At 46.5% G+C, this 11,598-nt stretch carries 12 protein-coding genes and 1 rRNA gene; 10 read left to right on the top strand and 3 right to left on the bottom strand.

Annotation, left to right across the window (positions count from 1 at the left end; genetic code table 11):
* Positions 1 to 274: 274 nt before the first annotated feature.
* The 4 genes from rrf (at position 275) to QMA39_RS08075 (ending at position 2,473) form a co-directional block, all read left to right on the top strand.
* Positions 275 to 388, top strand: a 5S ribosomal RNA gene (gene rrf, locus QMA39_RS08090).
* A 207-nt stretch (positions 389 to 595) separates the two neighbouring features.
* On the top strand, positions 596 to 1,762 hold the full coding sequence (locus QMA39_RS08085; RefSeq protein ID WP_281658355.1) for an iron-containing alcohol dehydrogenase: 1,167 nt from the start codon (positions 596 to 598) through the stop codon (positions 1,760 to 1,762).
* Between the two features lie 134 nt (positions 1,763 to 1,896).
* Entirely contained in the window at positions 1,897 to 2,166 is a 270-nt protein-coding gene (locus QMA39_RS08080) for a hypothetical protein (protein ID WP_206935624.1), read from the top strand.
* A gap of 49 nt (positions 2,167 to 2,215) precedes the next feature.
* Positions 2,216 to 2,473, top strand: a complete 258-nt coding sequence (locus QMA39_RS08075; protein ID WP_027955088.1) for a hypothetical protein — start codon at positions 2,216 to 2,218, stop codon at positions 2,471 to 2,473.
* A 20-nt stretch (positions 2,474 to 2,493) separates the two neighbouring features.
* On the opposite strand, the gene QMA39_RS08070 is transcribed toward QMA39_RS08075, so the two are convergent.
* Positions 2,494 to 3,753 carry an NAD(P)/FAD-dependent oxidoreductase gene (locus QMA39_RS08070; protein WP_027955089.1) on the bottom strand — a complete coding sequence of 420 codons (1,260 nt, stop codon included), beginning with the start codon at positions 3,751 to 3,753 and terminating at the stop codon, positions 2,494 to 2,496.
* Positions 3,754 to 3,857: 104 nt separating this feature from the next.
* Between QMA39_RS08070 and QMA39_RS08065 the strand changes: the two genes are divergently transcribed.
* Positions 3,858 to 5,465, top strand: coding sequence for a polysaccharide biosynthesis protein (locus tag QMA39_RS08065; protein WP_281658354.1), 1,608 nt, complete (start codon positions 3,858 to 3,860; stop codon positions 5,463 to 5,465).
* 12 nt (positions 5,466 to 5,477) lie between these two features.
* On the top strand, positions 5,478 to 6,197 hold the full coding sequence (locus QMA39_RS08060) for a pseudouridine synthase (RefSeq protein WP_281658353.1): 720 nt from the start codon (positions 5,478 to 5,480) through the stop codon (positions 6,195 to 6,197).
* A 72-nt stretch (positions 6,198 to 6,269) separates the two neighbouring features.
* On the opposite strand, the gene QMA39_RS08055 is transcribed toward QMA39_RS08060, so the two are convergent.
* Positions 6,270 to 6,488 carry a DeoR family transcriptional regulator gene (locus QMA39_RS08055; protein ID WP_027955092.1) on the bottom strand — a complete coding sequence of 73 codons (219 nt, stop codon included), beginning with the start codon at positions 6,486 to 6,488 and terminating at the stop codon, positions 6,270 to 6,272.
* Between the two features lie 161 nt (positions 6,489 to 6,649).
* Between QMA39_RS08055 and QMA39_RS08050 the strand changes: the two genes are divergently transcribed.
* Genes QMA39_RS08050 through QMA39_RS08035 form a run of 4 tightly spaced genes read left to right on the top strand, consistent with a single transcriptional unit; the run spans position 6,650 to position 10,549 of the window.
* Entirely contained in the window at positions 6,650 to 7,675 is a 1,026-nt protein-coding gene (locus QMA39_RS08050) for a potassium channel family protein (protein WP_281658352.1), read from the top strand.
* Positions 7,672 to 9,042 carry a dipeptidase PepV gene (pepV, locus tag QMA39_RS08045; protein WP_281658351.1) on the top strand — a complete coding sequence of 457 codons (1,371 nt, stop codon included), beginning with the start codon at positions 7,672 to 7,674 and terminating at the stop codon, positions 9,040 to 9,042. The genes QMA39_RS08050 and pepV overlap by 4 nt, the downstream gene beginning before the upstream one ends.
* A gap of 27 nt (positions 9,043 to 9,069) precedes the next feature.
* Entirely contained in the window at positions 9,070 to 9,648 is a 579-nt protein-coding gene (gene thpR / locus QMA39_RS08040) for an RNA 2',3'-cyclic phosphodiesterase (RefSeq protein ID WP_281658350.1), read from the top strand.
* The gene (locus QMA39_RS08035) at positions 9,632 to 10,549 is read left to right on the top strand and encodes a nuclease-related domain-containing protein (RefSeq protein ID WP_027955095.1); all 918 of its coding nucleotides are present in this window, start codon (positions 9,632 to 9,634) and stop codon (positions 10,547 to 10,549) included. The genes thpR and QMA39_RS08035 overlap by 17 nt, the downstream gene beginning before the upstream one ends.
* Here QMA39_RS08035 and QMA39_RS08030 read toward each other — a convergent pair.
* Positions 10,536 to 11,552 carry an EAL domain-containing protein gene (locus QMA39_RS08030; protein WP_281658349.1) on the bottom strand — a complete coding sequence of 339 codons (1,017 nt, stop codon included), beginning with the start codon at positions 11,550 to 11,552 and terminating at the stop codon, positions 10,536 to 10,538. The genes QMA39_RS08035 and QMA39_RS08030 overlap by 14 nt on opposite strands.
* Between the last annotated feature and the right edge of the window lie 46 nt (positions 11,553 to 11,598).

Here is an 11,598-nt window from a genome sequence, read left to right as displayed (position 1 = left end):
AGGTTGATAGGTCCGAGGTGGAAGCGTGGTGACACGTGGAGCTGACGGATACTAATGGATCGATGACTTATCTATATGAAGAAGGCGAAAGCGACTGGTCAAATCCGACTGGCTAAGCAAACATTCGTAAAGGCTGTGTTTTTCAGTCTTGAAGAAGGTGTGCTTAGAACAGCGAGGATTTAGGAGCTGCAGCCGGACTGAACTTCGTGAATGATGTTTAATCAATAGTGTTTCCTTATCTGGTTTTGAGGGTTTACCTCAAACTTTATATTGATGTGGTGGTGAAGGCGGAGAGGTCACACCTGTTCCCATGCCGAACACAGTAGTTAAGCTCTTCAGCGCCGATGGTAGTCGGGTTTACCCCCGTGAGAGTAGGACGCTGCCACGTCACACGAACCCTTCAGGATGATCCTGAAGGGTTTTTTTATGTTCTCGTATGAAGAAATAAAGAAACGTGTCTAAAGGACTGGTTTTAAAGTGGGGAAACCGAGTCTTTGGTCACAAATCTGTTCCATAAGCCTGCTGCTGTGTTTAACATAGCAGGTAAACGGTTATGTTCCCTCTGTGAGTTCAAATCTAGTTTGGAGGTATGAACATGAATCGATTTACAATCCCACGCGATATATACTTTGGTGAGAATGCCCTTGAAATCCTTCAGGACATCAAAGGCAAACGGGCACTCCTTGTTATTGGCGGAGGCTCAGTAAAAGAAAACGGAAATCTGGATACGATTAAACAACATTTATCCAAAGCGGATATAGAAACGAAAGTCATAGAAGGTATTACGGAAGAGCCGTCTACGGACTTAGTTAACAATCATCTGGAAGAAGTGAAAAACTATGAGCCGGACTGGATTATTGGTATCGGGGGCGGTTCCCCAATGGATGCTGCCAAAGCCTTCTGGATTTTCTATGAACATCCGGAGCTCAGCTTCCAGGACGCAATGGAGCCATTTAATCTGCCTGCTCTAAGAGGGAAAGCGAAGTTTATCGGAATCCCGACAACAAGTGGTACAGCATCAGAGATTTCCAACCTCTCTGTCATTACAGAATCAGAAACAGGGGTGAAATATCCACTGGCTGATTTTGACCTGACACCGGACCTTGCTGTCATTGACCCGGTTATGGTTGAATCCATGCCGAAGCACGTGACCGCCTATAGTGGTATGGATGCTGTAACACACAGCATTGAAGCTTATGTGGCTAAACCGAGGACGACTTTCACAGATGCCTTGTCCATTGAGGCGCTGGAGACACTGGATCAGCACCTCCTGGCTTCTTATAAAGACAATCAGGATTCCCGTGAAAAAGTCCACTATGCTCAAGCGATGGCAGGCATGGCTTTTGCGAATGCTGTTCTCGGAAATGTGCACAGTCTGGCGCATAAGAGTGGACCTACCTTTGGTGTTCCACACGGCTGTGCGAACGCGATTTATCTTCCATATGTCATTCAATTCAACCGAAGTGTAGTGGAAGACCGCTATGCAGCTCTTGCCCGCCGGATCGGCCTTTCCGGACAGACAGATGAAGAACTCGTAAATGGTCTGATTGAATGGGTACGCAATCTGAATAAAGAGATGGATGTACCAAATACACTGAAAGACTTTGGTGTAGAGGAAGAATTGTTTAAAGAGCATGTGGATCAAATGGCTGCCAATGCTGTAGAAGATCCATGCACTGGAACAAACCCTCGTGAAACTTCTGTAGAGCAGATGAAACAATTGTTCATCGCTGCTTACTATGGCAAAGATGTAGACTTTTAATTCATGAAAGACACCCGGTCCATGACCGGGTGTTTTTTTGATTAGATAAGGGTATGATCCATCCATGAACATTTGAAAGTGTGGTAAAATATAGGCGGGAAGGTGTATACATAAGGAATGAAGGAGCGTTTGAAATGGTTCATTTTGAAAGAAAACGCAATACATTTTGGAATTGGAAGTATGCCGTTCTTTTGCTGCTTCTCCCCCTTGGGTTTTATCTTGTTTCTCTGAAAGAAGACATTGGAGAAATCCAGCACATGATTTTTGTGGCTGTGATTGTATGGCTGGCTATCGCAGGTGTTTTCGGTTTGACGAACAGGTGGGACCGGCTGCACGCCTATGGATATCTGTACCTCTTCAGCAGCCTCTTATTCTCGTTTTTAGGACTTGCTTTTATTTGGTAATACCGGTTGTATTTTCATAGATTCCTCGTTATACTGATTGGGAGAATATATGTTCGGGGTGATCATCATACAACTGACGAGATGGAGTTATTCACGTAGGAAAATGGTCCGCGGATATTTTGATAAGTTTCCACATTCAACCGTATACTTCCGAAGGGTACGGCGTTTCTATATTATTTATATGGTCGATTGGCATGAGCAGGATCCGGTCATCACCCAGGAGGACCGGGAAGGGATGCAGCTGTTGATCAACCGGGAGCTTGGCCGGGAAAAAGAATATAATCAAAGAAAGTCGAGAAAGGGCTGACCCTTTCTCGACTTTTTTTGTCATGCCATTGCTTCCCATGCTGCATGCATGCCCGCTACACGGCCGGTGACCATTGCTGATGTAATATTGTATCCGCCGGTGTATCCGTGAATGTCTAAAACCTCTCCACAGAAATAAAGTCCCGGCATGAATTTCGACTGCATGGTATTCGGGACGATTTCCTTGATAGAAACACCGCCGCCTGTTACGAAAGCTTTTTCGATCGGCTGGGAATCGTGTACATGAACGGTGAAGTGTTTCAGCAGTTGAACGAATTGGTGGAGCTGCTGATTGGACAAGTTCGCCGCCTTATCCTCACGATCGATTTCAGACTGATCCAATACATAGTCGAGCAGACGTTCAGGAACCATCCCTTTGACTACATTCCGAAAAGCTTTCTTGGGCTGGTCTTTCATTGTTTTCTGAAGCTCATCGAGCAGGGATTGTTCATGCTGGTCAGGAAGAGCATCAATCTCCACCTGAACAGGTGAGCGGCCCTTCATCAGCTCTTTCACAACATACTGAGAACAGCGTAAAACAGCAGGGCCGGAAAGGCCGAAGTGAGTGAACAGCATATCCATCCGGTGGGTGATGATTTTTCTGCCTTTCGGATTTAATACCGATACGTTCACCCCCCGTAGAGAAAGCCCCTGAAGAGTCTTCTGTTTAATTACAGTGTCGTTTGACAGCAGAGGCACTTCTGTCGGAAACAGTTTTGTAATCGTATGGCCTGCTTTCTTCGCCCATGCATAACCGTCTCCAGTAGATCCGGTATGCGGGACAGCTTTTCCTCCGGCCGCAATGACTACAGCATTCGTTTGTATCTTCTCTTTGGACTTCAGAATGATCTGGTGCTCGTTTTCCCCGTAATGAATGGCATCCACAGGTGTTTCTTTTCTTACTTCGATATTCAATTCATCCATCCGGTTCAAAAGGGCCTGGACAACATCCTTGGCCTTATTACTGACAGGAAACATCCGGCCGTGGTCTTCTTCTTTGAGCGCCACTCCAAGCCCCTCAAAGAAATCAATGATATCGTAATTGTTAAAAACAGAAAATGGACTGTATAGGAACTTTCCGTTTCCTGGTATATGTTTGATGACTTCCTCTTCTGGAAGGCGGTTCGTAACGTTGCAGCGCCCGCCTCCGGAGATGGCAAGCTTGGTGCCCAGCTTTTTTCCTTTTTCAATCAAGAGCGTACTTACACCCTGTTCAGCAGCAGCGATGGCTGCCATAAGCCCTGAGGGCCCTCCGCCGATGACGGTTACGTGGTAATTCATAAATGTCGTCCCTTTCTTATCTCATTCGTTCCTTGTTTATCCTCTATCTATGATAAAATAGATGAGGTCGATTCTACAATAAAATTGAAGGTGAAAAGCGAATTATGTCAAAAATACTTAAAGGTACCTTGTTATTGACTGCAGGAACTTTCCTATCCAAGTTCCTGGGAATGATTTATACGGTTCCGTTTGAAAATATGGTGGGAACAGACGGGACCGACCTATTTTCCATTGCTTATGTTCCCTACAGCATTCTGCTCAGCTTATCGAGTATGGGCGTCCCTGTCGCTGTTTCCAAGTTTGTGTCCAAATACAACTCGCTTGGTGATTACGAGACCGGTCAGCGGATGCTGAAAGCCGGGATGACTCTGATGTCCATCACAGGAGTGATCGCCTTTTTAATGCTTTACTTCTCAGCTGAACAGGTAGCTGTCTGGACAATCGGCTCAGACTCTGACCGCCTCGACCATGCAACAATGGTCATTCAGATGGTCAGTTTTGCTCTGCTTGTTATCCCGCCGATGAGTATTACGCGCGGGTTTTTCCAGGGACATGAGTCCATGGCCCCTACGGCTGTATCACAGGTCGTTGAACAAATCGTCCGAATTGTTTTCCTTCTGGCCTCCGCTTTTATTATTGTCCAGGTCCTGGGCGGCCCAGTCCATCAGGCGGTCGGTTTTGCAACATTTGCTGCCTTTATCGGAGGGATTGCTTCCTGTATCGTTCTGTATGTGTATTGGAGAAAGCGTAAACCTTTCCTGGAAAATCAAATACAGGCTCAGGAATATACGTACGGCTTGTCCAATAAGGAAATGTTCAAGGAATTGTTCACCTATGCCGGTCCTTTCATTCTGGTCGGGATTGCTACGCCTTTATACCAGCTGGTGGACCAGTTTACTTTGGAAAAAGCGATTAAGGCCTCAGGCGCTGAATATAATAATGCTTTTTCCATCATAAATTTTCTAAGTCATAAATTGATTATGATTCCGGTTACTCTCGGCCTTGGTTTATCACTCGCGCTGCTGCCGGCGATTACACAGGCGTTTACGAAGAATGAGATGGACCGCCTGAACAAACAGATCAACCAGGCCCTCCAGATCGTTGCGCTGCTGATCATCCCTGCTGTCGCCGGCTTATCTGTCGTCGCGTGGGAAGCGTATGGAACGTTTTACGGCGTGGATGAGGTAGAATACCGCGGAGATCTTCTCAGGTGGTATGCACCAGTAGGGCTGTTCCTGGCCTTATATACGGTCACTTCTTCGATTCTTCAAGGGGTGAATAAACAGAATTTTGCTGTTGTCAGTCTCGGAACAGGGATTTTGTTAAAAGTCAGCCTGAACTGGTGGTTGATTCAGCTGCTTGGCGCCAAAGGAGCAATTTTAGCGACAGGCATCGGTGTCGCTGCAGCTGTCAGCCTGAACTTCTGGCGTATTTTTACGACCATCGACTTTTCTTACAAGCAGCTGCTGAAGCGTACTCTGCTTGTCGTCATTTTGACAGCAGTCATGGCCGTAACGGTTCTTCTAGTGAAATGGCTGCTCGGTTTTGTATTTGAACCCACCGAGAACCGTCTGGATGCTCTAATCGTATTGATATTCAGTATCGGGGCGGGCGGGATCGTCTACTTGTGGACAGCCTACAAGACGACACTGCTTGAACATGTACTCGGCGGAAGAGTCCGTGTGCTGGATAAGTTTTTGAAGCGCAGCTAAGGAGGAATAGGATTGAGAATTGATAAACTGCTTGCCAATATGGGCTATGGAACTCGTAAAGAGGTGAAAGGCCTTTTGAAGAGCGGCCATGTCCGCATCAATGGCGAACCGGAAAAAAGCCCGAAAACCCATGTAGATCCCAAGGAAGACTTAGTGACGGTTATGGGCGACGAAGTGGAATACCGTGAATATATCTATCTGATGATGAACAAACCAGGGGATTTAATATCCGCTACCGAAGATCCCCATGAGACGACAGTGATCGATATTCTCCAGCCGGAGGATATCGTCTTTGAACCGTTTCCTGTCGGGAGACTCGATAAGGATACAGAAGGCCTGCTCCTGATCACGAATGACGGTCAGCTGAACCACCGGTTGACTTCCCCGAAAAAAGACGTGGGAAAAACCTACTTTGCCCGTGTTGAAGGGAAAGTCACTGAGAGCGATGTGGAAAAATTCGCTGCAGGTGTCACTCTGGATGACGGCTATCATACGAAGCCGGGAGAGCTGGTGATTCTTTCTTCTGATGAATTTTCGGAAATCGAACTTACGATTACCGAAGGCAAGTTCCATCAGGTGAAGCGGATGTTCGAAGCTGTAGGAAAGAAAGTTGTGTATCTCCAGCGGATTAAAATGGGGGAACTGGTTCTTGATGAAGAGCTGGAGCTTGGAGAATACCGTGAGCTGACGGATGAGGAACTGGAGTATTTGATGAATATAACAAACCTCTAAGTTCGAGAATAAGCAAAAAAACACCCGGTCCACGACCGGGTGTCATCTATATAAGAAGAGATAATGATTCAATTAAGAGATTTTGACCCTCTTTTCAGTGATTGACCACCTTCCACGGTGTGGACTGGCGACGAGTCCATTGTATTCCAATATGCTTAAGTCCCTCTGCATTGTGCGATCAGTGATACCAAACTCATCTGCTAACTCATTTGTCGTGACTGTCCCTTTTTCTCTAATGTAAAGGTAGACAGCTTTGATCCGGGTGAGCATACGTGATGATGGATGATTCAAAAAACCACTCCTTAATCGTCATTATATGGAACTTGTGGTGCCAGTGAATCTCTGAAGTTGGTTTCATTCTACAATAATGAAAGGTATCGTGCTACTATAATCCTCTCAATTTACAGATTATTCACCTTATTTACAGATTATTAAAGATCGGAGGCATGAAATTGTACTTTTTCAGGAAAATTCTTTTAAAAATGGTGAAGGTCAATAATCTTGTCCTTTTTTTAGCAAGCATAGCCCTGCTGCTTCTATCCAGTATTTTGATCGTTATCGTGGAAAATGATACCTTCCCGACACTATTCGATGGGTTCTGGTGGGTCATGACAACGGTAACCACTGTAGGTTACGGGGATTATTCTCCTATCAGTGCTGGTGGGCGGCTGATAGCCATGTTTTTATATATCTTCGGAATCGGTTTGATTGGAATTGTGATTGGTAAGGTCGTTGATAGCCTGGCCATTTATAGAAAAAAACGTCTGGAAGGTGATATCGTGTATAAAGATCAAGGCCATTTTGTTATTATCGGCTGGTCCCAGAAAACAGAATTTGCTGTGAAGGAAATGCTGGATACGCATGAAGACTGTGAAATCGTATTGATCGATCAGCTACCGGAAGCTCCTATGCTTTCAGAAAACATACATTACATAAAAGGAGATGCTGGAGATCATAGCACATTGGAAAAAGCCAATATTACAAAAGCGAAAGCTGTATTGATTTTTGCTGATGACCAGATGACCAGCAATCAGATGATTGATGGAAAAACACTTCTGATTGCTTCATCCGTTGAAAATCTGGCTCCGGGTGTTCATACGATCGTTGAAGTGATGGAGGAAAAACACATCAATAACTTTAAGCATGCCCAGGTGGATGAGTTTATCGTCTCCAGTGAAACGATTTCCTCTTTGGCAGTCCGGGCAGCATTCAGAAAAGGGGTTTCTGGAATTTATGGACAGCTTCTGAAGCGTTCTGTAGGAGAGGACCTCTTTTACATTCCGACACGTTCAGAGTGGCGTACCTACCGGGATGCTTTTCAAAATCTTCTATCTGAAGGAGCCACCCTTATCGCAGACCGGAATGATCTGGCGATTAATCGAAAGCTGGACGAGCCGATCCCTGAGAACGCAGAACTTTATGCCGTTTGTGATAAAGCCACGTATGACGCCATTCTTTCTAAAGGAGGACAATCATGAATTTCAAAAAATTAAGTGAAGAGTATTTGGATACCTTCCTTACTCATGCTGGTGAACTGATCAGCATTCCAAGTGTTTATGAGAAAGACGAGGATACACCATTTGGACCCGCCATACAGCAGGCCTTATCCCATATGCTTGCGCTTGGAGAGAAAGACGGGTTTGTAACAAAGAACATCGACGACTTTGCTGGACACATCGAATTCGGAGAAGGAGACGAAATCATCGGGGTGCTCGGCCATCTTGATGTTGTTCCTGCAGGAGAAGGGTGGACATCTCCGCCCTTTGAAGCTGCTGTAAGGGATAATAACCTGTACGGACGCGGAGCCCAGGACGATAAAGGACCTGTGATGGCTGCTTATATGGCCATGAAAATGCTGAAGGACCAAGGATTCCAGCCTAAGAAGAGAATCCGGCTTATCCTGGGTACAGATGAAGAGCGGGACTGGCAGGGGATCAGCCATTATTTTAAAAGGGAGCCTATGCCTGTGGCCGGCTTCACTCCAGACGCTTCTTTTCCAGTAATTCATGCCGAAAAAGGGCTGCTTGATGCTTATGCTGCGTATCCTGCTGCACCGGACACAGAAGATGACATCCGCCTCTTACGTGTGAAAGGGGGAGGGCCGCTGAATATGGTACCGGATGAGGCCGTAGTCGAATTGTCAGGGGCTGTTCGGCCGGCTTTTGATGCCTACATAAACGAACATCAAGCAGACGCATACCTGAAGGAGAAAGAAGAGTCTGTCCAAATTGTGTTCAAAGGGAAAGCAGCTCATGCAAGCCGTCCGGAAACAGGAAAAAACGCGCTGATAGACCTTTTGGGCTTTCTCTTCTCCCTCCCGCTTCCTCAAGTCGACCATCAACTTGTTTCTCAGCTGCTTGCCTGCTTTACAGACACGGACGGCAGTGGTCTCGGTTTGGACATGTCTGATGACGTATCCGGACCATTAACCTCAAATCTGGGTTCTTTGGAAAAGACAAAGGAAGAATGGAGAGTCGGGCTGAACCTCCGCTATCCTGTAACGGCGGACGCAGAGCAGGTTATGGAACGATTGCACAACGCGCTGGAAATAAACGGAGGAACAGTAGAGATTTATGATCATCTGGCGTCTCTCTATGTTGAGAAGGAGGATACTTTAGTACAGACGCTGCTGTCCGTCTATAACGAAGCCACCGGCGGGCAGGCAGAAGCTTTGTCCATTGGAGGAGCCACTTATGCCCGTTCTTTGACAACCGGGGTCGCTTTCGGGGCGATGTTTGCCGACAGTCCGGATACTGCGCATCAGTCTGATGAACACGTCAGGTTGAAGGATATGGTAAAAGCAATGGAAATTTATGCAGAAAGCCTTTACCGGCTGACAAAATAAAAGGACTAAGGAAACGGAGGCGGGATCATGAGCGACCCTCATTATTTTATCGGCCTGAAGACAGAACAAGCGGCAGATCATCTTCTTCTATGGCAGCAGGAACTGAGGGAACATATGCAGTACAAAGTATGGACGAATCCCTCAGACTTTCACGTAACCCTAAAGTTTCTGGGACCGGCATCCGATGAAAAAATAAACAAGTTGATTACAATCCTCCACCAGCAGGAGCTGCCGGATGCTTTTTCAATCACCATCGGACCCGCCGGTGGTTTCGGCCACCCGCAGTCCCCACGGGTCTTCCTCGCTGAAGTGGAAAAGGCCCCGCAGCTGGAGAAGCTGTACCAACAGGTAGAGAAAGCGGCGGCTGCATCCGGATGGGATCGGGAAAGAAGGAAGTTTCACCCCCATATTACACTGGCAAAAAAACAGGCGGAAGGGCAGTCTCCGCTCTCGTTAAGCAACGTTCCCCCTGTATTTCAACAGAAGTTCCCGATGATTATGGACCATGTAACGTTATTCAGGATCCACCCCGGGGAACATCCGAAATATCAAGAAGTGTTCACCATTGAATTAAAAAGTAGGGATGGCAATGGCTCAACTAATTAAACTGAATGATTATATCTCCAGATATGAAGTGAATATGTATCAATATCCCGCCCAGTTTATCCGTTTGAAACAGGAGAACTGGACGAAAATGCGGTCCCTGTACGAGCAGGGACGGCTGGACTTTCAAAATGAGCTTCCGGATTCTGTAGAAGTTGAACCGGAAAAAATCCCGTGGTGGAAAGCTTTATTCCGGGATAAAGGGCTTGGAGACGCTGGTGAAGAAGCAGCATCCATGATGGTGGAAAAACAGCCCCGCTCATTAAGGGAGCTGAAGCAGTACTATCTGGATGGGCTGCTTCCTTTTCAATTGAAATGGGCGACGACCACCCTGCAGAAAAAATCCTTTCTGCATCCAGCCTACAAGGACGACCCGTCCCTCTCTTTTTATCTGCAGCGCTTCCCGGATACTTACCTGCTCATGTATGAACCGGTCGCTCAGCTGAGAAACGCAGAATTGGAAATCGATCACATCCTGATTGGTCCGCATGGGCTGGAGTTGGTTACATCTCTGCCTGCCCGGAAGGGGGAGACGGCGTATGTGCAGTCTGAACACACGTGGATGCTGGAAGAAGGTAACGTTCAGCGGAAAGTCCAAAGTCCGCTGATTTCCTTGAAGCGTACGGAAACCTTTGTAAGGAGCATTCTTAGAAAATACGATATTGAATTCCCTTACACTAAAGTGGTGTTATCCCCTTCCTTGTCATTTGAAAAAACACAGGAGCCCTACCAGACGATCTATGTAGGAAACAATGAGTATGAACGCTGGCTTTATGAGAAAAGACAGATGAGCACCCCTTTGAAGCATAAGCAGCTGAAAACGGCAGAAGCTCTCTTGAAACACTGCCGGACAAGTGCGGTAAAACGAGCCGAATGGGATACGGAGGAACCTATGGAAGAATAGCGGCATGTGGAACCGGAGCTGGTCTGCCGATCAAATAGCCCTGGCCGAAGTGGACACCCAGAGCGGCAAGCCAGTTCCATTCCTCCAGGGTTTCAATCCCTTCAGCCAGGACATCGATAGTAAGTCTGCCTGCGTCAGCCATTACTTGGTTAAGAAAGGCCTGTTTCTCCGGCTGGATATGACAGTCCTGAATGTAGGAACGGTCAATTTTGACATAATCGGGCTGTAGTAAGCGAAGCATCTCCAAAGAACTGTATCCGGCCCCCACATCATCAAGAGCTGTTTTCATTCCGGAAGCTTTGTATTTCTCCAAGATCGTTTTTAAGTGATCGACGTTTGTAATTCTCTCTGTTTCCACGACTTCAAACACAAGGTCCTCCGAAGGGACATCGTATTCCTTGACCATTTGGAAGGTATGAGCCAGACAGAAGTCCGGGTCATAAATGGTGGAGGGGAGGAAGTTGATGAAAATCTTTTCTCCTTTTTGTAAATGTTCAGCTTTTGCTTTTACGGCCGCTCTTCTTGCTTTTTGGTCAAGCATCGACTGTAGTCCCGCATCACTGGCAAAAGAGAACAGCTCACCTGGATGGATAGAGGCGTGATTCGTCCGCAGTAAAGCTTCGTATCCAATCACCTTTTTCATTTTTATATCCATGATAGGCTGTAAATGGGCTTGAAACTCACCCTTATGAATAATCGAAACGAGATCCGGACGGGTAATCCTTTTGTAGAGGTGTGTCAAAGGGATTGGATGGGAACGATCCGTGGAAGGGTCTAGAACGTGAATACGGATGTGGGGAATATTCCCGTCATTCCACTGTTCAAGTGCACCCTTCAGCTCCTCGTGACTTCGGTAGGAAAATACAGTGTGGACCTCGTCTTTATCTTCCACCGTTAAGGGCAGTGGTTTTGGGAAGTGATTGAAATAGGATTCTTTAATGACCAGTTTTCCTTGATCAGGGACTGTGAAAATAGTCCCGCATGAAAGGCAGTTGTTCCTCATGTGCTTCTCCTCCTTTTATACTAGTAGTATACTGGAGTAGTCATCA

Origin of the sequence: Halobacillus sp. Cin3 (assembly GCF_947311855.1) — a bacterium.
Classification (GTDB): domain Bacteria; phylum Bacillota; class Bacilli; order Bacillales; family Halobacillaceae; genus Halobacillus; species Halobacillus kuroshimensis.
The sequence above is the reverse complement of the archived record's forward strand: the minus strand, read 5'-3'. Positions and strand labels throughout refer to the sequence as shown.

What these genes read in the sequence shown, in the direction of transcription:
- QMA39_RS08085 (WP_281658355.1), top strand. Translation starts at nt 596, where the DNA reads ATGAATCGATTTACAATCCCACGCGATATATACTTTGGTGAGAATGCC.
- QMA39_RS08080 (WP_206935624.1), top strand. Translation starts at nt 1,897, where the DNA reads ATGGTTCATTTTGAAAGAAAACGCAATACATTTTGGAATTGGAAGTAT.
- QMA39_RS08075 (WP_027955088.1), top strand. Translation starts at nt 2,216, where the DNA reads ATGTTCGGGGTGATCATCATACAACTGACGAGATGGAGTTATTCACGT.
- QMA39_RS08070 (WP_027955089.1), bottom strand. Translation starts at nt 3,753, where the DNA reads ATGAATTACCACGTAACCGTCATCGGCGGAGGGCCCTCAGGGCTTATG.
- QMA39_RS08065 (WP_281658354.1), top strand. Translation starts at nt 3,858, where the DNA reads ATGTCAAAAATACTTAAAGGTACCTTGTTATTGACTGCAGGAACTTTC.
- pepV (WP_281658351.1), top strand. Translation starts at nt 7,672, where the DNA reads ATGAATTTCAAAAAATTAAGTGAAGAGTATTTGGATACCTTCCTTACT.
- thpR (WP_281658350.1), top strand. Translation starts at nt 9,070, where the DNA reads ATGAGCGACCCTCATTATTTTATCGGCCTGAAGACAGAACAAGCGGCA.
- QMA39_RS08035 (WP_027955095.1), top strand. Translation starts at nt 9,632, where the DNA reads ATGGCTCAACTAATTAAACTGAATGATTATATCTCCAGATATGAAGTG.
- QMA39_RS08030 (WP_281658349.1), bottom strand. Translation starts at nt 11,552, where the DNA reads ATGAGGAACAACTGCCTTTCATGCGGGACTATTTTCACAGTCCCTGAT.